The sequence below is a fragment of the Vermiculatibacterium agrestimuris genome (genome assembly GCF_943193085.1).
Taxonomy (GTDB): Bacteria; Bacillota; Clostridia; order Oscillospirales; family Oscillospiraceae; genus Vermiculatibacterium; species Vermiculatibacterium agrestimuris.
This window is the reverse complement of record NZ_CALPCU010000022.1, coordinates 14,497-35,212: the sequence shown is the minus strand read 5'-3', so window position 1 is coordinate 35,212 and position 20,716 is coordinate 14,497. Positions and strand designations below refer to the sequence as shown.

24 protein-coding genes are annotated in these 20,716 nt (G+C 61.7%); 12 read left to right on the top strand and 12 right to left on the bottom strand.

Going from position 1 to position 20,716, the window contains the following annotated elements:
* Positions 1-48: 48 nt before the first annotated feature.
* Positions 49-1,200, bottom strand: coding sequence for an alanyl-tRNA editing protein (locus tag NFR87_RS08260; RefSeq protein ID WP_251448860.1), 1,152 nt, complete (start codon positions 1,198-1,200; stop codon positions 49-51).
* A 141-nt stretch (positions 1,201-1,341) separates the two neighbouring features.
* On the opposite strand from NFR87_RS08260, the gene NFR87_RS08255 reads away from it, so the two are divergent.
* The 3 genes from NFR87_RS08255 (at position 1,342) to NFR87_RS08245 (ending at position 5,083) form a co-directional block, all read left to right on the top strand.
* Positions 1,342-2,727 (top strand): MATE family efflux transporter, encoded by a 1,386-nt coding sequence (locus tag NFR87_RS08255; protein ID WP_251448858.1) that lies wholly within the window; start codon positions 1,342-1,344, stop codon positions 2,725-2,727.
* A 281-nt stretch (positions 2,728-3,008) separates the two neighbouring features.
* Positions 3,009-4,388: a magnesium transporter gene (gene mgtE, locus NFR87_RS08250; RefSeq protein WP_338147047.1), complete on the top strand. Its 1,380-nt coding sequence runs from the start codon at positions 3,009-3,011 to the stop codon at positions 4,386-4,388.
* Between the two features lie 77 nt (positions 4,389-4,465).
* Positions 4,466-5,083 carry a TetR/AcrR family transcriptional regulator gene (locus tag NFR87_RS08245; protein WP_251448856.1) on the top strand — a complete coding sequence of 206 codons (618 nt, stop codon included), beginning with the start codon at positions 4,466-4,468 and terminating at the stop codon, positions 5,081-5,083.
* A gap of 42 nt (positions 5,084-5,125) precedes the next feature.
* Here NFR87_RS08245 and NFR87_RS08240 read toward each other — a convergent pair whose 3' ends face one another.
* The 10 genes from NFR87_RS08240 to rpmG all read right to left on the bottom strand — a co-directional run bounded on the left by NFR87_RS08240 (position 5,126) and on the right by rpmG (position 12,001).
* Positions 5,126-6,217: a putative NPN-dependent ornithine cyclodeaminase gene (locus tag NFR87_RS08240; protein WP_251448855.1), complete on the bottom strand. Its 1,092-nt coding sequence runs from the start codon at positions 6,215-6,217 to the stop codon at positions 5,126-5,128.
* 61 nt (positions 6,218-6,278) lie between these two features.
* Positions 6,279-7,709 (bottom strand): copper amine oxidase N-terminal domain-containing protein, encoded by a 1,431-nt coding sequence (locus tag NFR87_RS08235; protein WP_251448853.1) that lies wholly within the window; start codon positions 7,707-7,709, stop codon positions 6,279-6,281.
* Complete coding sequence (locus NFR87_RS08230) at positions 7,693-8,253, bottom strand: RNA polymerase sigma factor (RefSeq protein WP_251448851.1); 561 nt, start codon at positions 8,251-8,253, stop codon at positions 7,693-7,695. Before NFR87_RS08230 ends, NFR87_RS08235 begins: the two co-directional genes overlap by 17 nt.
* Positions 8,254-8,374: 121 nt before the next feature.
* A complete protein-coding gene (rplL, locus tag NFR87_RS08225) occupies positions 8,375-8,755 on the bottom strand; it encodes a 50S ribosomal protein L7/L12 (protein ID WP_251448850.1) in 381 nt (126 codons plus the stop codon).
* Positions 8,756-8,796: 41 nt separating this feature from the next.
* Positions 8,797-9,435, bottom strand: a complete 639-nt coding sequence (gene rplJ / locus NFR87_RS08220; protein ID WP_251448848.1) for a 50S ribosomal protein L10 — start codon at positions 9,433-9,435, stop codon at positions 8,797-8,799.
* A gap of 259 nt (positions 9,436-9,694) precedes the next feature.
* The gene (gene rplA / locus NFR87_RS08215) at positions 9,695-10,387 is read right to left on the bottom strand and encodes a 50S ribosomal protein L1 (RefSeq protein WP_251448846.1); all 693 of its coding nucleotides are present in this window, start codon (positions 10,385-10,387) and stop codon (positions 9,695-9,697) included.
* Positions 10,388-10,406: 19 nt separating this feature from the next.
* Positions 10,407-10,832, bottom strand: coding sequence for a 50S ribosomal protein L11 (rplK, locus tag NFR87_RS08210; protein ID WP_251448844.1), 426 nt, complete (start codon positions 10,830-10,832; stop codon positions 10,407-10,409).
* 89 nt (positions 10,833-10,921) lie between these two features.
* Positions 10,922-11,443, bottom strand: coding sequence for a transcription termination/antitermination protein NusG (gene nusG, locus NFR87_RS08205; RefSeq protein WP_251448842.1), 522 nt, complete (start codon positions 11,441-11,443; stop codon positions 10,922-10,924).
* A 12-nt stretch (positions 11,444-11,455) separates the two neighbouring features.
* Entirely contained in the window at positions 11,456-11,788 is a 333-nt protein-coding gene (gene secE / locus NFR87_RS08200) for a preprotein translocase subunit SecE (protein WP_251448840.1), read from the bottom strand.
* A 48-nt stretch (positions 11,789-11,836) separates the two neighbouring features.
* Positions 11,837-12,001 (bottom strand): 50S ribosomal protein L33, encoded by a 165-nt coding sequence (rpmG, locus tag NFR87_RS08195; protein ID WP_251448838.1) that lies wholly within the window; start codon positions 11,999-12,001, stop codon positions 11,837-11,839.
* 434 nt (positions 12,002-12,435) lie between these two features.
* On the opposite strand from rpmG, the gene NFR87_RS08190 reads away from it, so the two are divergent.
* Positions 12,436-13,248: a sigma-E processing peptidase SpoIIGA gene (locus NFR87_RS08190; RefSeq protein WP_251448836.1), complete on the top strand. Its 813-nt coding sequence runs from the start codon at positions 12,436-12,438 to the stop codon at positions 13,246-13,248.
* Between the two features lie 24 nt (positions 13,249-13,272).
* Positions 13,273-13,995, top strand: coding sequence for an RNA polymerase sporulation sigma factor SigE (gene sigE, locus NFR87_RS08185; RefSeq protein ID WP_251448834.1), 723 nt, complete (start codon positions 13,273-13,275; stop codon positions 13,993-13,995).
* Between the two features lie 28 nt (positions 13,996-14,023).
* Here sigE and NFR87_RS08180 read toward each other — a convergent pair whose 3' ends face one another.
* Positions 14,024-14,404, bottom strand: a complete 381-nt coding sequence (locus NFR87_RS08180) for an MmcQ/YjbR family DNA-binding protein (RefSeq protein WP_251448832.1) — start codon at positions 14,402-14,404, stop codon at positions 14,024-14,026.
* Between the two features lie 143 nt (positions 14,405-14,547).
* Here NFR87_RS08180 and NFR87_RS08175 point away from each other — a divergent pair, with 143 nt between their 5' ends.
* The 7 genes from NFR87_RS08175 (at position 14,548) to NFR87_RS08145 (ending at position 20,650) form a co-directional block, all read left to right on the top strand.
* On the top strand, positions 14,548-15,066 hold the full coding sequence (locus NFR87_RS08175; protein WP_251448830.1) for a CarD family transcriptional regulator: 519 nt from the start codon (positions 14,548-14,550) through the stop codon (positions 15,064-15,066).
* A 242-nt stretch (positions 15,067-15,308) separates the two neighbouring features.
* Positions 15,309-16,853 carry an ABC transporter substrate-binding protein gene (locus NFR87_RS08170; RefSeq protein ID WP_251448828.1) on the top strand — a complete coding sequence of 515 codons (1,545 nt, stop codon included), beginning with the start codon at positions 15,309-15,311 and terminating at the stop codon, positions 16,851-16,853.
* 3 nt (positions 16,854-16,856) lie between these two features.
* The gene (locus tag NFR87_RS08165; protein WP_251448826.1) at positions 16,857-17,807 is read left to right on the top strand and encodes an ABC transporter permease; all 951 of its coding nucleotides are present in this window, start codon (positions 16,857-16,859) and stop codon (positions 17,805-17,807) included.
* Positions 17,804-18,616: an ABC transporter permease gene (locus NFR87_RS08160; RefSeq protein ID WP_251448824.1), complete on the top strand. Its 813-nt coding sequence runs from the start codon at positions 17,804-17,806 to the stop codon at positions 18,614-18,616. Before NFR87_RS08165 ends, NFR87_RS08160 begins: the two co-directional genes overlap by 4 nt.
* A complete protein-coding gene (locus NFR87_RS08155) occupies positions 18,616-19,404 on the top strand; it encodes an ABC transporter ATP-binding protein (protein ID WP_251448822.1) in 789 nt (262 codons plus the stop codon). The genes NFR87_RS08160 and NFR87_RS08155 overlap by 1 nt, the downstream gene beginning before the upstream one ends.
* On the top strand, positions 19,401-20,135 hold the full coding sequence (locus NFR87_RS08150) for an ABC transporter ATP-binding protein (RefSeq protein WP_251448820.1): 735 nt from the start codon (positions 19,401-19,403) through the stop codon (positions 20,133-20,135). Before NFR87_RS08155 ends, NFR87_RS08150 begins: the two co-directional genes overlap by 4 nt.
* Positions 20,136-20,203: 68 nt before the next feature.
* Positions 20,204-20,650 carry a hypothetical protein gene (locus tag NFR87_RS08145; protein WP_251448819.1) on the top strand — a complete coding sequence of 149 codons (447 nt, stop codon included), beginning with the start codon at positions 20,204-20,206 and terminating at the stop codon, positions 20,648-20,650.
* Positions 20,651-20,716 lie beyond the last annotated feature (66 nt).

Genomic DNA, 20,716 nt, shown 5'->3' with positions numbered 1-20,716 from the left:
GCGGCCCCCTTTGGGGCCGCTCTCCGCTCTTTTTCATATCTTTGCGTATCATTGGGCATTTTTGGCGAAAAAGCCCTCGATCTCCTCCCGCCCGGCCTGAACGGAGCCCTGGAGGAAGTCGGGCTTGCCGCCGCCCCGGCCCCGGAGGGCCTCGTTCATGGCCTTGCCCAGCGCGCGCAGGTCGCCGCCCGCGTGGGCCAGGGCGTATTTATAGCCCTCACTCTCCCCGCCGGAGAAGCAGGCGCACAGTCCGTTCCGGGTCTGGGAGAGGGCGCCGCACAGCCGCCGCAGGCTGTCAGGGGAGAGCCCCTCCTCGAAAAGGAGCAGGGGGCCCGTTCCGGCGTGGAGCTGGGCCAGCTGGGCAAAGCGGTGGTTTTCCATCTCCAGGAGCCGGGCCTTCAATCCGTTGTTCTCACTCAAAAGCCGCTCCACCGCGGCGCCGGTCTCAAAGGGCTTGGCGGAGAGGAGGTTCTGGATCTGCCGGTTTTGGGTCAGGAGCCGGCTCATGTAGGAAATGGCTCTGCCGCCGCAGATGAGCTCGATGCGCACGCCCTCCCGGAACTTCTGAACGCTGAGGAGCTTTACCAGACCCACCTGTCCGGCGGAGGAGACGTGGGTGCCGCAGCAGGCGCACACGTCGGCCCCGGGGAAGGAGACGATGCGCACCCGGCCGGTGAGGGCCTTTTTGCTCCGATACTCCAGCTTCTCCAGTTCCTCGGGGGAGGGGTAGGTGATCTCCACGGGGGCGTCGGCCCAAAGATAGCGGTTGACCTCCTCCTCCAGCGCCTGGAGCTGCGCCTCGTCAATGACAGTGTTCAGGTCGATGGTGATGACGTCGGCGCCCATATGGAAGCCCACATTGTCGCATCCCCATTTGGCGTGGGCGATGCCGGAGACGATGTGCTCCCCGGAGTGGTGCTGCATCAGGTCAAAGCGGCGGGGCCAGTCGATGGCGCCGGAGACTTGGCCTCCCACCGGCAGGGGCGCGTCGCAGGTATGTACCACCAGGCCGTCCCGCTCGTGGACTTCCAGCACGTTGGCGTCCCCCAAAACGCCCTTGTCGTAGGGCTGGCCGCCCCCCTCAGGATAGAAGGCGGTCTGCTCCAAAACGATATCCCAGCCCTTCTTTCCCTGGGCACAGGACTGCACGACGGCGGAAAAGGTGGTCAGGTAGGGGTCTTCCTCATACAGTTTACGCATAGCCGTTCACCTCAAGAAAATTTTATCCATCATAGCATATTTTCAGGGAAAAGGAAAGAAAAGAGACTGGCGAGTTTGCATTTGAGGAAAAAGGGTGGTATACTGGTTCAGAACGAAAAAGAGGAAAAAGAGGGGAAACTGATGCCCAGGTTCACAGATCCAGAAGAGAAGTTCCAGTGGCTCACCACGGCCTCCATCCCCGGCCTGGTGGGGCAGCTGGCGGTGCCTACCATCATCTCCATGCTCATCACCTCCGTCTACAACATGGCGGATACGTACTTTGTAGGGACTTTGGGCAAGAGCGCCCAGGGGGCGGTGAGCGTGGTGCTGCCCCTGATGGCGGTGATCCAGGCTATCGGCTTCACCTTTGGCAACGGCGCGGGGAACAACGTCTCCCGGCTGCTGGGACAGCAGAAGCGGGAGGATGCGGAGACCGTGGCTGCCACCGGTTTTTTCAGCGGCGTGCTGGCGGGGCTGGCGATCCTGGTGCTGGGAGAGCTGTTTTTGACCCCGCTGGTGAGCATACTGGGGGCCACGGAGACCATTCTGCCCTACGCGGAGGACTACGCCCGGTATATCCTCATCGGCGCACCCTGGATGATCGGCTCGCTGGTGCTCAACAACCTGCTGCGCTTTTCCGGAAGCGCCACCTACGCCATGGTGGGCATCACGGTGGGCGGCGTGCTGAATATCATTCTGGATCCCATTTTTATCATCGTATTGGAGCAGGGAGCGGCGGGAGCGGCTCTGGCCACCATCCTGAGCCAGCTGGTGAGCTTTTTTATCCTGCTGTTCAACACCGGCCGGGGCGGGAACATTCCGGTGCGGTGGAGCCGTATCAAATGGCGGGAGGGGCCCCTTGTGAATATCCTGAAGGGTGGCCTGCCCTCCCTTTACCGGCAGGGCCTGGCCTCGGTGTCCACCATTCTGCTCAACTGGGCGGCCAAGCCCTTTGGGGATGCGGCCATCGCCGCCATGGGCATCGTCAGTAAGGTGACCATGTTCTCCGGCTCGGCGGTCATCGGCTTCGGCCAGGGGTTCCAGCCGGTTTGCGGGTTCAACTACGGGGCCAGGCTCTACCACCGGGTGCGGGACGCCTACTGGTTCTGCATCAAAGTGGGTACCGCCTTTTTGATCGTGATGATGGCGGTGGTCTTCTTCCTGGCGCCGGGCATCGTCTACCGCTTCCAGCCCGGGGACGCCGAGGTGGTGCGCCTGGGCACTGAGGCTCTGCGGTGGAATATCCTGGGCCTTCCTCTGCTGACCTATGTCATCATGAACAATATGATGCTCCAGACGGTAGGGGAGACCGGGCGAGCCTCTATTTTGGCGGCGGCCCGGCAGGGGGTGTTCTTCATCCCCGCGGTGCTGATCCTGCCCCGGTTTCTGGAGTTCAAGGGCGTGATGATGGCTCAGCCCACCTCGGACGTGTGCGCCTTTCTGCTGGCCATCCCGCTGTCCGTGGGCTTCCTGCGGAAGATGAGGGGGATGGAGCAGGCGGAAAAGGACTTGAAAAAGAACGAATAACGTGTTATTGTTAAAGAACAGGCAGTCCATCTGCCGGAAATCGATCAAAAGGGAGGAACGATCTGTGGACATCTGCGGCCGAAGTACCAAACGGGACAGCGATGTTCCCTTATGGAGCGTGTAGCTCCGCCGTTCCTTTTGTAAAGGGCGCGGCGGCAGCTTGACCCTGCGCCCATAGGAGAGTATCGCCGCACCCGTAAAGCTGATTTGCTTTATGGGTGCGTTTTTGTCTCATTTTGTACTTCCTCATGACACTTTGACAGGAACAGGAGGGATACGAAATGGAAAATATGGAGCGGGAAGACCGGTTGAACCAGTGGCAGGAGCTCCTGGCGGACAAGAAGCTCCGGGAGCTGAAGGCGGCGCTCACCGAGGCCAACGAGGTGGACGCGGCGGAGTTTATGGCAGAGCTGAGTCCGGAGCGGACAGTGCTGCTGTTTCGTATGCTGCCCAAAGAGGTGGCGTCGGACGTATTCACCAATTTGGAGCCGGAAAAGCAGGAGACCATCATCTCCTCCATCACCGACCGGGAGATCGCGGAGCTGGTGGAGGAGCTGTACGTGGACGACGCGGTGGACATGCTGGAGGAGCTGCCCGCCAATGTGGTGACGAGAGTGCTGAAAAACGCCAGCCTGGGCACGCGAAAGGTCATCAACCAGTTTTTGAACTATCCGGACAATTCGGTGGGCAGCATCATGACCGCCGAGGTCACCGACCTGAAAAAATCCATGACGGTGGCCCAGGCCATCGCCCGCGTCCGGGCCTACAGCGAGGACAGCGAGTCCATCTATATCTGCTATGTCACCGACAACCGCCGGCTGCTGGAGGGGGTCATTACCCTCCGGGAGCTGATGGTGGCCAAGGATGAGGAGCTGGTGGGGGACTTGATGTCCACCGACGTCATCGCCGCCCGCACCACGGAGGATCAGGAGGAAGCCGTCCAGCGGATCATGAAATATGACTTCCTCGCCCTGCCTGTGGTGGATCAGGAGGGGCGGCTGGTGGGGATCGTCACCGTCGATGACGTGATGGACGTCATGGAGGAAGAGGCCACCGAGGATATCGAGAAGATGGCGGCCATCACCCCCACGGACAAGCCCTACCTGAAGATGACCCCCTTTGAGATCTGGAAGGCGCGGATCCCCTGGCTGATGCTGCTGATGATCTCGGCCACCTTCACGGGGCTCATCATTTCCTCCTTTGAGTCGGCCCTGGCCCGGTGGGTGGCCCTCACCGCCTTTATCCCCATGCTCATGGATACCGGCGGCAACACCGGCTCCCAGGCCTCGGTGACGGTGATCCGCGCCATCTCCATCGGCGATCTGGAGTTTTCCGACCTTCCCAAGGTGCTGTGGAAGGAGCTGCGGGTGGCGGTGCTGTGCGCGGTGACCCTGGGAGCGGTCAATTTTCTGAAGATCCAGCTTATCGATATAGGGATGCTGGGGAACACCAATGTCACCACCGCCGTGGCCCTGGTGGTCTGCCTGACCCTGGCCTTTACGGTCGTCTGCGCCAAGCTGGTGGGCTGCTGCCTTCCCATGCTGGCAAAGAAGCTGGGCTTTGACCCGGCGGTGATGGCCAGCCCCTTCATCACCACCATCGTAGACGCCCTGTCCCTTGTGATCTACTTCCAGATCGCCAACCGGCTTTTGGGAACTTGAGGTTGCATACAGGGGAAATTTGTGGTATCATGTTATTTGTCAAGAATTTCACGAAAACATGATAAGGAGCGGTAGATATGGGAAAACGTCAAGCGCTGGCGGAATATCATCGGGGCTCCATCCTGGCCGCAGCGGAGCGGCTGTTCGCTGAAAAGGGAACGGAAGGCACGACTATGGATGATATTGCCAGGGAGGCCGAATACAGCAAGGCCACCCTGTACGTCTATTTCCAGAGCAAGGAGGAGATCGTGGGCGCCATCCTCCTCAACGGACTGGCCATGCTGAAAAAGCGGGTGGGGCAGGCCATCGACAGCTGCGAGGACTGGTACGCCGCCTATGACGCGGTCTGTCAGGCCGTTCTGGAGTTCTACGCCGCAAACCCCACCGCTTACGAGGCGGTGATGGCGGGCGGCGCGGGGGCCATGGAGGCCAGGGGCGACCGGGATGTGCGCCGGGCCATCCGGGAGCTGTGCCAGGAGTTGGCGCGGTTTCTGGAAAAGGGAAAGGCCGCCGGAGTGGTGTTGGAAGGGCAGAACGACATGGAGATGGTGATGCTTTTCTGGGCCAGCGTGTCAGGGATGATCCGCATAGCCGATGGCAGCGGCGGCGTTTTTCTGGAGCAGATGGGGAAGACCCGGGAGGAGTTTTTGAAGGACGGCTTCCGCCTCATCCTTCGGGCCATCACAGGAAAATAAAAGCGAAAAAAGGGACGGCCCCGAGGGGCCGTCCCTTTTGTTTTATTGGGTGTTCACGCCTTTGCTTACCTGAACGACAAAGTCCTGCACATTGGTGACAATGGTCTTCACCGCCAGACTGCCCCGGTCCCGGAGCTTGTTGACGGCGAACTCGGATACGTCCACCGAGTAGAAGTATAGGGGCCGGACCACACCGTTTACCACCCGGTAGGAGGGGGTCATGTTCCCCGTGGCGATGGTGTGGAGGGCGGAGGCCATGCAGATCACCGTGGTGGCCTTCCGCACCTGGGCGCGCATGGCGTCCTGGGCGGCGTAGACGTCGGCGTAGACCTCGGGCAGGGGGCCGTCGTCCCGGATGGAGCCGGCCAGCACAAAGGGAATGCCCTTTTTTACACACTCGTAGATGATGCCGTCCTTCACCGCCCCGCTGTCGAGGAAGGCGGGGATGGAGCCCGCCAGCCGGACGGCGTTGATGGTGTCGATGTGGTGGTAGTGGCCGTTGGGCCTGCTCTCCTGGGTGTAGATGTCCTGCCCCAGGGCGGTGTGGAGATACCCCGCCTCCAGGTCGTGGGTGGCCAGGGCGTTGCCCGCCAGAAGGCCATGGACGAAGCCGCTCCGGATAAGGGCGGCGAAGGCCGCCCGGGAGTCCGCGTCAAAGGCGCAGGCGGGGCCCATGACCCAGAGGATATGCCCGTGGTCCCGCTCATGGCGAAGGAGTTCATAGAGGAAGTCATAATCCTTGGAGTAGGCGGTCTCCCGGGAGCGGCCCTGGCGGAAGGAGAAGGTCTCCTTGTTCTCCTCCCCGGTGGGGGAGAAGCCGTCAGGGTGGACATAGACGCCCTCGGAGCCGTCCTCAGACCGGCCTAAGGCCACCAGGTCCCCTGCTTTCAGATTGCGGAACTCCACTGTCTCAATGTGACCGCTTTTCAAAACAGCCACGCAGTCCATACGGCTCTCCTGGGCCAGCAGCCACTGTCCGTCCACATGGAAATACTCGGGGAAGATGGTGGTGGCGTGGTATCCCTCCGGGGCCACACCGTCCTTGGGAGCAGGGAGGAAGCGGACCTGGGGGAGGGACTGGAACCGGGAAAGGGAGAAATTGGGCGCGTGATATTCCGGCAGAGAAAAGGACATAAGGCGTGCCTCCTACTGATTGGTAAAAATCAGTATATCACGGCCCCGGCGGAAAAGCAAATCAGGGGGTGATATACCAGTCGTGATAGAAGGTGGGAGTTATAAAGCTGCCGGGGTCGTCTGGGTCAGGGAGCCTTTCTCCGCGGGTATAGGTGACAAAGCCGTCGAGACTCCAAGCGTCCCGAAAAACGCCCCAGGAGGCGGCCAGAGAGCCGCCCTGCACGGCGGGGGCATCCCACATGGTCACGGGTTCTCCGTTTACTACGGCGACGTCTACGCCGGGGCGGAGGACGATGGAGGCATCCCGGTAAACGCAGGTCACATCCCCGGTGGCCGGGTCCCAGTGGCAGATGCCGCCCAGCTTTTCGGTCAGCTCCCGGACGGGGACGGGATACCCGTGATCTTCGGCGAGAGGGGCCATTTGCCGCACGAAGAAGGGGTCCAGAGACGGGTCATGCTCCACCGGGAAGGGATGGGAACCATCCAGAGGGTATTCCATGTCAAAGATGAGAATGGAGACGATCTCGTCCAGGTTCTGGACCTCATGGAAACGATACATCTGGACATAGTCGGCGCTGCCCGTGTCGGAACGCATTTTGGCGGCCCAGCCCTCCCGGAATTCCATCATCTGGGCCTGGGTGCGGATGGAGCCGTCCGCCATGCGAAAGAGGAAACGGGGTATGATCGCCAGCGTGGACGATCCCGTAGTCTCCATTTGGAAGGAGAAGGGGGACAGGCTTACCCGCCGGATGAAGAGCGGTCCGGGGGTGGCGTCGGAATCGTGTATCCCTGTGCCGGAGACGTTCAACTCTATGACGCGGGTGGGGGTGGGGCAGATGGGGATGGTCATGGAGTATTCCCGGCCCATCTGTCCCAGCCAAAGCTCTACCTCGTCGGGTTCCCCGAACAGATTGGCGTGGAGTTGGAATTTTCGGGTATCCTCGCTTTGGATTTTGATCTCTCCGCCCCCAAAGCCGCCGTAAGCGGTGATCTCGGGAGCCTCCCCGCCGGCCTGCTTCATGGCTTTCCACTGCTGGTCCCAGGCGGGGATATAGAACTCGAAGGTGCCCAGCTGCTGAAAATGGGGGTCAAAAAGGGCCTCTTTGGCCTCCTCATTCAAAGCCGTCACCGTGGCGATGACATAGAGGACGCTCTCGTCGGACACGGAACTCTCTACTGTGAAGGTGAAGTTTTCATCATGGACGGAATAGACGGTGTTGTTCACATACTCTTGGGCGGGGGAGGTATCTCCCTTGAAAAAGAGGGAGAGCATGTCCCAGTTTTCGCTGGCCGCCAGTGCGCTGCCGGTGACGGCGGCGGCTAAAGCGGCGGCCACCAGTGCAAAACGTAATTTCTGCTTCATATAGACCTTCCTTTCTTTCGGGTCGGCGTCCAGTGTGGCGTTGACCCGATCCTTCACGGCCCGAACGCTGATCCCGGGGGCCTTTCCCGGCCCGCCCACTTTCTGCCACAACTCATTCATGCGGTCCATCTGCCGACCCTCCTTTCGTCAAGATCAATTTCAGCTTCTGTCTGGCCCGGTGAAGCCGCACCTTGGCCGCCGGGACGCTGAGTCCCAGATCGGCGGCGATATCCTTGAGCCTGCTCCCCTCATAATAGAAGCGAAAGACCAGAGTATCGTCGGGCGGGCCCAGCCGCTCCACCGCCGACCGGAGCCGGACGGCAAACATCCGCCGCTCCACCTCCTGGTCAAGGCCGGGGCCGGCGGGTTCCTCCTCCGCGGCCTCCAGCGGCAGGGGAGGGAGGGGGGAAGCGCGCAGCCTGTCGATGGCCTTGTTCCGGGCCACTGCCGCCAGCCAGGGCTTGAGCCCCTTCTCCGCGTCCAGAGTCTGACGGTGGGACCACAGGGCGAGAAAGGCGTCGGAGACCACCTCCTCCACATCCTGGGCGGTGGCGGCAGGGCCCATGGTATGCCATACCACAGTGGAGAGATAGGAGGTATAGGTATCCATGGCCTGGCTGAGGGCGAAGCGGTTTCCCGCCTGGAGCCGCCGGATCAGGTTTGCTTCTTTCAAGGGCCTCACCTCGCTTTTGGAACCGGTTCTATGAGTATATACGAAAAGGAAAGAAAAAGGTTACAAAAAAACGACTGGTGAAAATTCACCAGTCGTTTTTCTTGGGTAGGGAAGGGGCTGATTACTTCAGCTCCACCTTGGCGCCGGCCTCCTCGAGCTGCTTCTTCAGCTCCTCGGCCTCGTCCTTGCTGACGGCCTCCTTGATGGCCTTGGGGGCAGCCTCGACAACAGCCTTGGCCTCGCCCAGGCCCAGGCCGGTGATCTCACGGACGACCTTGATGACCTTGATCTTGGCGGCGGCGTCAAAGCTGGCCAGAACCACGTCGAACTCGGTCTTCTCCTCAGCGGCACCGCCGGCAGCGGCTCCACCGGCGGCAGGAGCGGCCATAGCGGCGGCGGAGACGCCGAACTCCTCCTCCAGGGCCTTAACGAGCTCGTTGAGCTCCAGAACGGTGAGGGCCTTGACTTCCTCGATCATAGCGGTGATCTTCTCGCTAGCCATAATTGTATACCTCCTAAATTTGATATGTTGTTTTTGTTTTCTTACTCGGCGGCGGGGGCTTCCTCAGCGGGAGCCTCAGCAGGGGCAGCCTCGGCGGCGGGAGCCTCCTCGGCGGGGGCTTCCTCAGCGGCAGGAGCCACTTCGGCAGCGGCGGGGGCCTCCTCGGGCTTCTCGGCGCTGACGCCACCCTTCTCGGCGATGGCCTTGATGACAATGGCCAGGCTGGTGATGGGGGAGAGCATCATGCCCAGCACCTGACCCAGCAGAACCTCCTTAGAGGGCAGCTCGGCCAGAGCGGCGATGTCCGCCAGGGGCAGCACCTTGCCGTCCATGAAGCCGGCCTTGATGACGAAACGGTCACCCTCCAGGCTCTTGGCGAACTTGTTGATGACCCGCATGGGGGCGATGGGATCGTCCTTGCACACGGCCAGAGAAGTGGTGCCGTGAAGCACGTCGTCCAGCTCGCTCAGACCGGTGTCGTCCAGAGCCCGGCGCACCATGGTATTCTTCACCACGGCATACTCCACGCCGGCTTTGCGCAGCTCGTTACGAAGGGCGGTGTCTTCGGCGACGGTAATGCCCTCGTAATTCACCAGCACGCCGCTGGCAGAGGACTTGAGGGTCTCGATGAGCCCGGCGACGACCGCCTGCTTCTCACTCAGGACTTTTGCGTTCGGCATATTGGTTTTTCACCTCCAGGTATTTTGGATGGCGGCTTTTCCTCCATCCGGGGACAAAGAAAAAATGCCGCTTTCGTGTTCGCACGAAAACAGCACAATAAAACCCTATTGTTGGCTGTATTCTCGGCGGGGGACTGACGTCGTTAGAGCCATAAGGCTCCCCGCTGTCTCTGAACACGATTGGTAATATATCACCCCTGGGGGATTTTGTCAAGCAAAATCCCCCAGGGAAATATATTTTCGGGAAAGAGCTTTCAGATCACACAAACTTGGCCGCGTTGATCTTTACGCCGGGGCCCATGGTGGAGGCGGCCACGCAGGAGCGGACGTACTGGCCCTTGGCGGCGGAAGGCTTAGCCTTGACGATGGCGCCCATGAGGGCGTTGAGGTTCTCGGTGAGCTTCTCAGCGCCGAAGGAGACCTTGCCGATGGGGCAGTGGATGATGTTGGTCTTGTCCAGACGGTACTCCACCTTGCCGGCCTTGACCTCCTGAACGGCCTTGGCCACGTCGGGGGTGACGGTGCCGGCCTTGGGGGAGGGCATCAGGCCCTTGGGGCCCAGGACTTTACCGAGACGGCCCACCAGACCCATCATGTCGGGAGAGGCGACCACCACGTCAAAGTCGAACCAGTTTTCCTTCTGGATCTTCTCCACCAGATCCATCTCGCCCACGTAGTCGGCGCCGGCCTCTTTGGCGGCGTCGGCCTTGTCGCCCTTGGCGAAGACCAGCACCCGCTGGGTCTTGCCGGTGCCGTGGGGGAGGACGATGGCGCCGCGCACCTGCTGGTCGGCGTGACGGGAGTCGACGCCCAACTTCACGTGGAGCTCCACGGTCTCGTCAAACTTGGCGGGAGCGGCCTTGACCACCAGATCCATGGCCTCCTGCACGTCGTAAGCGGCGGCCTTGTCGATGAGCTTGGCGCCGTTCTGATACTTCTTACCTCTAAACATATTTCTGTACCTCCTCGCCTTAGTCGCCCACCAGGACGCCCATGGAACGGGCAGTACCGGCGATCATGCTCATGGCAGCCTCGATGCTGGCGGCGTTGAGGTCGGGCATCTTCTGCTCAGCGATCTTGCGGATGTCTTCCTTGCTGATGGTGGCCACCTTCTCCTTGTTGGGCACGCCGCTGGCCTTGTCCAGGCCGCAGGCCTTCTTGATGAGGACGGCGGCAGGGGGGGTCTTGGTGATGAAGGTGAAGGAGCGGTCGGCGTAGACGGTGATGACCACGGGGATGAGAAGGCCGCCGTCGTTCTTGGTGCGCTCGTTGAACTCCTTGGTGAAGGCGGCGATGTTAATGCCGTGCTGGCCGAGGGCGGGGCCCACAGGGGGGGCCGGAGTCGCCTTGCCGGCGGGGATCTGCAATTTCACGTAACCGGTGATTTTCTGTGCCATTTGAAACAGCACCTCCTACTTGAAAATGTGGTATGGACGGAGCCTTTTTCTCTGGCTCCTCCCACGGTTGGATCTCTTTTTCGACGATTTTAGTCGTTGATGGGCTCTACCTGGTCCAGCTCCAGCTCCACCGGGGTCTCCCGGCCGAACATGGACACCACCACCCGGACTTTGCTGTGATCCATGTCGATCTCCTCCACCGTACCGATGAAGGATTCCAGCGCGCCGTCGGTGATCTTGACGCTGTCGCCGACCTCGTAGCTGACCACCACCTCGTGCTTCTCCACGCCAAGGGCGGCGATCTCGGAGTCGGTGAGAGGGATGGCCTTGTTGCCGGAGCCCACAAAGCCGGTGGCGCCGCGGATGTTACGAACCAGATGCCAGGTGTCGTCGGTGAGCACCATCTTCACCAGCACATAGCCGGGGAAGACCTTGCGCTCCACAGTTTTGGGGCCGTTGTCCGTGATCTCGGTGACGGTCTCCATGGGGATGTTGACCTCCTGGATGAGGTCGTGCATGCCCCGGTTCTCCACAGCCTTCTCGATGCTGGCGCACACTGTGTTCTCATAACCGGAGTAGGTGTGGACGACGTACCATTTTGCCTCTTCCATGGCGCTCGCCCCTTAATGGAAGAGGTTGATGAGAGCGTTGAACACGCCCTCGGCCAGCTTGTCGAACAGGAAGATACAAAGGCCGACCACGATACAGAAGGCAATGACGATGAGGGTGTTGTTCAGCGTCTGCTTCCACGTGGGCCACTGTACCTTCTTCAGCTCGGCCTTGGTCTCCCGGCACCACTGGGCGATGCGGGCAAAGAGGCCGGGCTTGGACTTCTTGGCGGGCTTTTTATCGGCCTTCTTGTCGGCCTTGTCCTTTTTCGCGGGGGTCTCGGGGGCGGCGGTCTCCAGCTCCTGGGCGGAGGTCTCCACCTGATCCAGCTTGTCGTTTTCAGCCATTCGGTAATACCCTTCTTTCTTGTGAGCTGTCATTGGTGAAAAAGCTCATTACTTGGTCTCGGTGTGGACCGTATGCTTCTTGCAGAAGGGGCAGTACTTGTTCAATTCCAAACGGTCGGGTGTGTTTTTCTTGTTTTTCTTGGTGTTGTAGTTGCGCTGCTTGCACTCGTTGCACCGCAGGGTGATCTTCACCCGGTTGCCAGCCTTTGCCATATCTTTCGGCACCTCCTTATTACTTACCGGCCCGCATATAAAAAACGGATCCGGTCTAATCACCGGATCCAGCCTAAAAGAGCCCAAAAGGCCCTTCTGTTGGCGGTGTGGATCCGGCATGATTGCCTCCCTATGACCTCAGAGAGGGAAAGGGTTTTATGCCTCGCCACACCGTAAAAACGAGCATAAAAAATAAGGCCCTTTTCATAGGTGGTAGTATTCTACCACCATCTTCCGGACAAGTCAAGAAGAATTTATGGAAAATCAAGGCCTGGGGAGCATGCCCCCGGGCCGGGAAAAGTGTCTGCCGTAAAATCGTCACCTTACGGCAGGCGTTTTTTGCCGTATCCACGGTTTTTCCGTCCCCGCACCCTTTCGTCCTTTTTTGAAGCGCCGAACTTCTATAATGGACGAGTAGGACAGGGGGGACGGCCATGGAAGTGGTCTATATCGATGAAGTGTTCGCGCTCAACGCCCTGGTGGACTACCTGCTGCTGCTGTGCGCGGCCAAGCTGGCGGGAGAGCCCTTTCGGCGGCTCCGCTTCGCCCTGGCCGCACTGGCGGGCGGGCTCTATGCTGCCGGGGCGGTGCTGCCGGGATGGGGATTTCTGACCCATCCCCTATATAAGCTGGCCGCGGCGGTGGGCATGGTGCTGGTGGCTTACGGCGGCTCCCGGCGGCTTTTGCGGCTGACCCTGGTGTTTTTCGGCGTCGCCGCGGCCTTCGGGGGCGGTGTGCTGGCACTGCAGCTGCTCTGGGGCGCTCCCCGGGCGCTGGACTTGCCCACGGTGCTGCTTTGCTCGGCGGGATGCTACGTGTTTTTGAGCTTGATCTTTCAGCGTACGGCTCGCCACGGCGGGGGAGAGCTGGCCAAGGCGGAACTGGAGCTGGCGGGCCGGCGGTGCCGGCTGACGGCACTGGTGGACACGGGCAACACCCTGACCGATCCCGCCACCGGCCGGCCGGTGATGGTGGCGGAGGGGGATCGGCTGGGCGCCCTGTTTCCGCCGGGGGAAGGCCCGGAGCCGGGAGAGCTTGACGACCCGGTTTCCGCACTGGAGCGGCGGCGGGGAGGCCGCTGGCGGCTGCTGCCTTACCGGGCGGTGGGGGTGGAGCACGCCCTGCTTCTGGCGGTGCGGGTGGACAGCGCCAAGGTGGCGGGGGAGGACTACGGCCCCATTCTGGTGGCGCTGTCCCCCACCCCCGTTTCAGACGGCGGAGGATACAGCGCGCTCATTGGCGCATAAACGGAAAAGTGAGGAGGAAAAAACATGATCCAGCGCTTGCGGCGGAGCTGGTGGCGGTTCCGGGCGCTTTTGGCCAGGCGGGGGCTCGTCCTGCCGGGAAAGGTGATGTACATAGGGGGCAGCGATACCCTGCCGCCCCCGCTGAAGCGGGAGGAGGAGGCGGCGCTCATCCTCCGGCTGGGGATGGGGGACGAGAAGGCCAAGGCCGCCCTCATTGAGCGGAACCTGCGGCTGGTGGTCTACATCGCCAAACGGTTTGAGAATACGGGCATCAACATTGAGGATCTCATTTCTATCGGTACCATCGGGCTCATTAAGGCGGTGAGCACCTACAAGGCGGAGAAAAACATCAAGCTGGCCACCTATGCCTCCCGGTGCATCGAAAACGAGATACTGATGCACCTGCGCAAGACCTCCAACCAGCGGGGGGAAGTCTCCTTTGACGAGCCGCTGAACACCGACTGGGACGGCAACGAGCTGCTGCTCAGCGACATTCTGGGCACTGACGCCGATGTGGTGATGCAGCCTCTGGAGGCCGACGTAGACCGCCAGCTCCTGACCCAGGCTCTGGAGCGGCTGGAGGAGCGGGAGCGGATCATCATCACCCTGCGCTTCGGTCTGGACGGTGCGCCGGAGCGGACGCAGAAGGAGGTGGCCGACCTGCTGGGCATCTCCCAGTCCTATATCTCCCGGCTGGAAAAGCGCATCATCGAGCGGCTGAAGCGTGAGATATTAAAAATGATGTGAGCCCCGGCACAAAGGCCGGGGCCCAGCGTCAGAGAAGGCCCAGCTCCCGCTGAAGGGCCTTGGTCAGCTTGGCGGTGACCAGAGCGTAGGATTCGTCGCACATCTCCCGCAGGACGGCCTCGGGGACTTGGCCGTCCAGGTAGACGGTGTTCCAGGTGCGCTTGTCGGAGTAGAAGCCGGGCACTACGTCGGGAAACTCGGCCCGGTAGAGCTCGGCCCTCCGGAGGTCGCACTTGAGGATGACCATGGTGCGCCCGGCGTGCTCTGCGTACTTGGGGTCGGGGGTACACAGGGCGGCGAACATTTTCCCCGCCACCAGCCAGCGGTGCCACTGCCATTCCAGCTTGAAATCCCGGACTGCGCCGGGCTTGGAGAGAAGGTAGTCCTCCAGCCAGGGGTATCGGTTCATATAAAAGACCTCCTTTGTGATGAAAAACGCTCAGAACTATCGTAGCATAGCACAGGAAAAAAACTTGTATATTCCGGCCAAAAAGTTTTTCTTACATAAAGAGACCAAAAAGTGGTATAATAAAGATATAAGGATGTGATTTTATGTACCAGCCGGGAGAATTGATCGTATACGGGCGCACGGGCGTGTGCAGGGTGGAACGGGTGGACAGGCGGGACGGCCAGGACTTCTATGTCCTCACGCCGCTCTACCAAAGCTGTGATATCTATGCGCCGGTGAACGGGAAGATCTTTATGCGGCCCGTCATCTCCAGACAGGAGGCCAACGCGCTCATCGACGGCATTCCCGCCTACGCCTCGGAGGCCTGCGAGGGCCTGCCGCTGCGGGAGCTTACCGAGCATTACCAGGCCGCCATCGCCACCCATGACTGCAAGGATCTGTTTGAGATGACCATGTCCATTTACACCAAGAAACGGACTGCCGAGCGGGATAAGAAAAAGTTCGGCGCGGTGGACGAGCGGTTCATGAAGGAGGGGGAGGCCCTCCTGTTCGGAGAGCTGGCGGCGGCGCTGGAGATCCCGGTGGAGGAGGTCAAGAGCTACATTTCCCAGCGGCTGACTCAGGCGGCGGGGGGAAAGACCAGGCCGGCGGTGGAGGTCTGATGGAAAAGGGTGCGCAACCCCTTGCAAAATGGGGATATATCGTGTAAAATACAGCCTTGTGGGAGGCCCACTCCAGATCCGGAGGGGCCATCCCCCAAGGCTTTGTTTTTGGCCAGTCCTCTCCGGCTCGGGACAGGGGCCAGCCGCAACAACACGATAGAGCCGAAAAATCCCAATGGGCGGGGGTCATCCGCCCCACATTGACTTCCCGATGGGGAAGCAGTGACGAAAGGAAGATCCGTATGACAAAACGCAAGATCGCAGGGCTCATCACCACAGGGTTGCTGGCGGCGATCCTGGCCGGCTGCGGCGGCAACGCCGCCCAGACTCCGGCGCCCCAGGAGACCCTCCAGCAGGGACCCACCGTCCGACCCAACGAGATAACGGTGGCCATCGCCCAAGACCTGGACGACAGCCTTGACCCCCACATGACGGTGGCGGCAGGGACGAAAGAGGTCATGTTCAACGTGTTTGAAGGGCTTGTAAAGCCCACCGCAGACGGCGACCTGATCCCCGCGGTGGCCGCGGACTATACCATCTCTGACGATAGAACGACTTATACCTTCACTCTGCGCGACGGGGTGAAGTTCCATAATGGGCAGACTGTGACTGTGGACGACGTGGTCTGGTCTATCCAGCGCTGCGCCGACGCGGAGGGCGGCTCCTCTCTGGTGGAGTCCTTTTCCGCCGTCACCGATGTGACCGCCCTGGACGACAAGACGGTGGCCATCACCATCGCCGAGCCGGACAACGAGTTTTTCTCCTACCTCACCGCCGCCATCCTGCCCAGGGACTATGACGGGCAGGACACCGCGCCTGTGGGCACCGGCCCGTTCAAGTACGTCTCCCGTTCCGCCCAGGACAATGTGGTGCTGGAGCGGTTTGAGGACTACTGGGGCGTCCCCGCCAAGCTGGACAAGGTGACCTTCAAGATCATGGAGAATCCCGACAGCATCCTCATGAGCCTTCAGAGCGGGGCGGTGGATCTGTGCGCCCATATGACCAGCGCCCGGGCCTCCCAGCTGGGAGATGATTTCAACATCGCCGAGGGCACCATGAACCTGGTGCAGGCCCTTTACCTCAATCACGCCGAAAAGCCCTTTGACGATGTGCGGGTGCGCCAGGCCCTGTGCTATGCCGTGGATCGCCAGCAGATCCTGGACTTGGCCTTCGACGGATACGGAAGCCTCATCGGCTCCAGCATGTACCCCGCCTTTGGCAAGTATTTTGACGACAGCCTGACCGATTACTACGCCCACGACGTGGAGAAGGCCAAGGCCCTGCTGGCCGATGCGGGCTATCCCGACGGCTTTGATATGACCATCACCGTGCCCTCCAACTATACCCCCCACATCGACGCCGCCCAGGTCATTGCCGAGCAGCTTAAGGCGGTGAATATCAATGCCAAGCTGGAGCTGGTGGAGTGGGGCGCCTGGCTGTCCGACGTGTATTCCGGCCGGCAGTTCCAGTCCACCGTGGTGGGGCTGGACGCCTCCACCATGACCGCCCGGGCGCTGCTTGCCCGGTTTGAATCCTCCGCCAAGCGGAACTTTATCAACTATCAGAACGAGGAGTATGACGCCCTCTATGCCCAGGCGCAGACCACCTTTGACGACGCCGAGCAGACCCAGCTCTATAAGGCGCTGGAGCGGAACCTGACCGAGAACGCCGCCAACGTCTACATCCAGGATCTGGCCGATCTGGTGGCGGTGCGCAAGGGATTGGAGGGCCTGCAGTTCTATCCCATCTATGTCCTTGACCTGTCCACCGTGGGGTGGGCGGAATAACAGATGAAATACGCGGCGAAGCGGCTGGCCACTGTGTTGGTCACCATGCTTTTGGTCTCCCTGCTGGCCTTTGTGGCCTTTGCGCTTATCTCGGGAGATCCGGCGGAGATCATGCTGGGCACTCAGGCCACCCCTGAGCGCCTGGCCGCTCTGCGCGCCGAAATGGGACTGGATCAGCCACTGATGGTTCGCTACCTTCAGTGGCTGATGGGCTTTTTCACCGGCGATTTAGGGGTCTCCTACCACTATAAGCAGCCGGTTTGGGAGCTTATCGCCCCGAAGATGGCGGTGACCCTGTGTCTGAGCGCCATCAGCTTTTTGCTCATCCTTGTGATCGCCATCCCTCTGGGGCTTCTCTCGGCGGGCCGGGGCAGCGCTCGGGGAGACGGACTGCGCACGGCGGTGAACCAGCTTTGCATGGCGGTGCCCGCCTTCTTTACCGGGATGCTCCTGTCCTGGATCTTCGGCGTGGCGCTGAAGTGGTTTACCGCGGGGAGCTTCCCCAATCTGGGGGAGGACTTTTTGGGGGCGGTGAAGTATCTCTTCTTCGCCGCTGTGGCCATCGCCATCCCCCGGATCGCCATGACGGTGCGGATGCTGCGCAGTACGGTGGGCAGCGAGATGGGGAAGGATTACGTCCGTACCGCCATCTCCCGGGGCAATGACCGGGGCGCGGTGCTCCGGCGGCACGTGCTGAAAAACGCCATTGTGCCGGTGGTGGCCTTCCTGGCCCAGACTCTGGCGGAAATTTTGGCCTCCGGTGTGGTGGTGGAGCAGGTCTTTGCCATTCCCGGCCTGGGGCGGCTGCTGGTGTCCTCCATCTCCAACCGGGACTATCCGGTGGTGCAGGTCATCGTCGTCCTCCTGGCCTTTTGGGTGGTGCTCTCCGGCACCCTGGCAGACCTCATTCAGCAGCGCATTGACCCCCGGCTGCGGTTGGGAGGCGGCGTATGAAGAGGAGAAGAAACGGCTGCCTCACCGCCGGCCTTGCCCTGACGGGGTTCATGGTGGCCCTCATCGTCCTGGGCTTTTTCTGGACGCCCTACGACCCTGCCGCCATGGCCACCGGCCCGAAGCTGGACGGCCCCACCCTGGCCCACTTGATGGGCACCGACAGCTTTGGCCGGGACATCTTCAGCCGGGTGCTCCAGGGGGCGGGGAACACCCTGACCATCGCCCTGGCCACCGTGGCCATGGGCGCGGTGTGCGGCGTCGCGGTGGGCGCCCTCACCGGCTATTTCGGCGGCGTGGTGGATGAGGCGCTGATGCGCCTCAACGACGCCCTTACCGCCTTTCCCAGTATCCTGCTGGCGCTGGTCGTCATCAGCCTGCTGGGGCCGGGGAAGAAATATAATGTGGTGCTGGCCCTGGGCCTCGCCTTCATCCCCGGCTACGCCCGCATCGCCCGCACCGCCTTTGCCTCCCTACGGGAGGCCAACTATGTGAAAAGCGTCCAGCTTATGGGGGCGAGCCCCTGGCGGGTGCTGTGGGTGCACATCCTGCCCAACACCTTGCCGGTGCTGCTGCCCGCCCTCACCATCGGGTTTAATAACGCCGTGCTGGCCGAGGCATCCATGAGCTATCTGAGCATCGGGGTCACCCCTCCGGACGCCTCTCTGGGCTATATGCTCTCTGAGGCCCAGGGGATGCTGGCCGCCGCTCCCTGGTACGCCGCCGGGGCGGGGGGCGCCATCATCCTGCTGGTGTTCGGCGTGGGCCTCATCGGCGAGGGGCTGCAGCGCCGGGATCGGGGGGTGGTCTGATGCTGGAAATTCGTGACCTGCGGGTCAAGTTCCACACCCGTGACCGCTTTGCGGTGGATGGGATCTCCCTGACCATCGGCGACGGGGAGATCGTGGGCCTGGTGGGGGAGTCCGGCTCCGGCAAGTCGGTGACCGCCATGGCGGTGGCCGGGCTCCTGCCCCGAAAGCAGTGTGACTACGCGGGAGAGATCCTGCTGGATGGCTCGGAGCTGCTCCACGCCGACCGGGCCAAGCTGCGAAGCGTTCAGGGCAAGGACATCGGCGTAGTGTTTCAGGAGCCAATGTCCGCCATGGATCCGCTGATGAAGGTGGGCGCCCAGGTGGAGGAGACCCTTCTCATCCACACCGGACTGTCCAAGGCGGAGCGCCGGGTGCGGGCGCTGGAGGCCCTGGGGCAGGTGGAGCTTCCCGACCCCGAGGGGGTCTATGACAAGTATCCCCATGAGCTCTCTGGCGGGATGCTCCAGCGGGCCATGATCGCGGCGGCCATGGTCTCCCGGCCGGGACTTTTGCTCCTGGACGAGCCCACCACCGCCCTGGACGTGACCATCCAGGCCCAGATCCTGACCCTTTTGAAGAAGCTCAACGGGGAGCTGGGCATGTCCATGCTTTTCATCTCCCACGATCTGAACGTGGTGCGAAAGCTCTGCGCCCGGGTGGCGGTGATGCAGTCGGGCCGTATCGTAGAGAGCGGCGAGACCGGGCAGATCTTCTACCATCCCGCCCAGGACTACACCAAGCGGCTCATTGCCGCCATTCCTGTCCGCAGAAAGGAGGGGCGGCCATGAGCGAGGAACTGGTGCTCTCGGTCAGTCATGTGAGCAGCGGCTACCGCAGCCGCACCCTCATCGGCCGGGGAGAGTATAAGGAAGTGCTCCACGATGTGACCTTCCACGTCCGCCACGGGGAGATCGTGGGCCTGGTGGGGGAGTCGGGCACGGGGAAGTCCACCCTGGCCAAGACCATCCTGGGGATGGTGAAGCCGGAGCGGGGCGAGGTTGTCCACTACACCAAGCGGCCCCAGATGATCTTCCAGGATCCCTACAGCTCCCTGAACCCCGCCTACACAGTGGAGTGGATCATGGAGGAGCCCCTGCGCGTCTACGGCAGGTATGACCCGGCGGAGCGCCGGCGGCGGGTGGAGGATATGCTTGAGCTGGTGGAGCTGCCCCGGGAGTGCCTGAAGGCCAGGCCCGCCCAGCTCTCCGGCGGCCAGCGCCAGCGGGTGAGCATCGCCGTGGCCCTGCTCCAGCGGCCGCGGTTCATCCTGGCCGACGAGCCGGTGTCCGCCCTGGATGTGACCATCCAGGCCCAGATCCTGCGGCTTTTGAAGGACTTGCGCGACCAGCTGGATCTGAGCTATCTCTTCATCTCCCACGACCTGAACGTGGTCTACCAGCTGTGTGACCGGGTGCTTGTGATGAAGGCGGGCCGTGTCATAGAGCAGGGGACGGTGGAGGAGGTCTTTGACCATCCCCGGGAGGAGTACACCAGGCAGCTTTTGGCCGCGGCGGAGTAGAGGATTGACAAGACGGAGAAAAACTGTATACTATTAGGTAGGATCAACTGGATAAAGGAGAAATTGAGATGAGACGGTTTTTGATCGCCATGCTCTGCGCCGCACCGCTGGTGGGCGCGCCCGCCGCCTATGAAGGCGTTCAGCCGGCGGCCCCCGCGGCGGAGAGCGCCGCCCCGGTGGAAGTGGCAGAGGCGGTATATATGGGCTGTGACTTAGCGGGCTGTACCGATCCCACCCATCCCCACAGCAACCAATGCTGGGAATCGGCCCCCCCGGCGGAGCCCATGTTCTGCCCCAGTATGGGCTGTGCGCGCCAGGACTGCACCGATCCCGCCCATTACCATGCCTGCCCCGCCGATTGCATAGAGACTGGGCACTACCACAGCTGCCCTGTGGGCTGCACCGACCCCGCCCACTACCATGACTGCCCTGTGGGCTGTACGCCCGCCGCCTATGGTCACGGCGGCTACCACCACAGCGAGGGCCGGGGCCACCACAGAGGCCGCCACAGCTGAAGGCTTTGTTTTAATCCATCGAAAACCGTCCCACAATAAAAAATAAACCCCCTTTGCAGACGGTAT

Bases quoted from the DNA above. Each gene is read 5' to 3' on its own strand.
- rplL (WP_251448850.1), bottom strand. From the start codon at position 8,755: ATGGCTAGCGAGAAGATCACCGCTATGATCGAGGAAGTCAAGGCCCTC.
- NFR87_RS08190 (WP_251448836.1), top strand. From the start codon at position 12,436: ATGGAAGTGGTCTATATCGATGAAGTGTTCGCGCTCAACGCCCTGGTG.
- nusG (WP_251448842.1), bottom strand. From the start codon at position 11,443: ATGGAAGAGGCAAAATGGTACGTCGTCCACACCTACTCCGGTTATGAG.
- rplA (WP_251448846.1), bottom strand. From the start codon at position 10,387: ATGTTTAGAGGTAAGAAGTATCAGAACGGCGCCAAGCTCATCGACAAG.
- NFR87_RS08145 (WP_251448819.1), top strand. From the start codon at position 20,204: ATGAGACGGTTTTTGATCGCCATGCTCTGCGCCGCACCGCTGGTGGGC.
- NFR87_RS08240 (WP_251448855.1), bottom strand. From the start codon at position 6,217: ATGTCCTTTTCTCTGCCGGAATATCACGCGCCCAATTTCTCCCTTTCC.
- secE (WP_251448840.1), bottom strand. From the start codon at position 11,788: ATGGCTGAAAACGACAAGCTGGATCAGGTGGAGACCTCCGCCCAGGAG.
- NFR87_RS08170 (WP_251448828.1), top strand. From the start codon at position 15,309: ATGACAAAACGCAAGATCGCAGGGCTCATCACCACAGGGTTGCTGGCG.
- rpmG (WP_251448838.1), bottom strand. From the start codon at position 12,001: ATGGCAAAGGCTGGCAACCGGGTGAAGATCACCCTGCGGTGCAACGAG.
- rplJ (WP_251448848.1), bottom strand. From the start codon at position 9,435: ATGCCGAACGCAAAAGTCCTGAGTGAGAAGCAGGCGGTCGTCGCCGGG.
- rplK (WP_251448844.1), bottom strand. From the start codon at position 10,832: ATGGCACAGAAAATCACCGGTTACGTGAAATTGCAGATCCCCGCCGGC.
- NFR87_RS08180 (WP_251448832.1), bottom strand. From the start codon at position 14,404: ATGAACCGATACCCCTGGCTGGAGGACTACCTTCTCTCCAAGCCCGGC.
- NFR87_RS08235 (WP_251448853.1), bottom strand. From the start codon at position 7,709: ATGGACCGCATGAATGAGTTGTGGCAGAAAGTGGGCGGGCCGGGAAAG.
- NFR87_RS08155 (WP_251448822.1), top strand. From the start codon at position 18,616: ATGCTGGAAATTCGTGACCTGCGGGTCAAGTTCCACACCCGTGACCGC.
- NFR87_RS08245 (WP_251448856.1), top strand. From the start codon at position 4,466: ATGGGAAAACGTCAAGCGCTGGCGGAATATCATCGGGGCTCCATCCTG.
- NFR87_RS08160 (WP_251448824.1), top strand. From the start codon at position 17,804: ATGAAGAGGAGAAGAAACGGCTGCCTCACCGCCGGCCTTGCCCTGACG.
- NFR87_RS08175 (WP_251448830.1), top strand. From the start codon at position 14,548: ATGTACCAGCCGGGAGAATTGATCGTATACGGGCGCACGGGCGTGTGC.
- NFR87_RS08260 (WP_251448860.1), bottom strand. From the start codon at position 1,200: ATGCGTAAACTGTATGAGGAAGACCCCTACCTGACCACCTTTTCCGCC.
- NFR87_RS08255 (WP_251448858.1), top strand. From the start codon at position 1,342: ATGCCCAGGTTCACAGATCCAGAAGAGAAGTTCCAGTGGCTCACCACG.
- mgtE (WP_338147047.1), top strand. From the start codon at position 3,009: ATGGAAAATATGGAGCGGGAAGACCGGTTGAACCAGTGGCAGGAGCTC.
- NFR87_RS08165 (WP_251448826.1), top strand. From the start codon at position 16,857: ATGAAATACGCGGCGAAGCGGCTGGCCACTGTGTTGGTCACCATGCTT.
- NFR87_RS08150 (WP_251448820.1), top strand. From the start codon at position 19,401: ATGAGCGAGGAACTGGTGCTCTCGGTCAGTCATGTGAGCAGCGGCTAC.
- sigE (WP_251448834.1), top strand. From the start codon at position 13,273: ATGATCCAGCGCTTGCGGCGGAGCTGGTGGCGGTTCCGGGCGCTTTTG.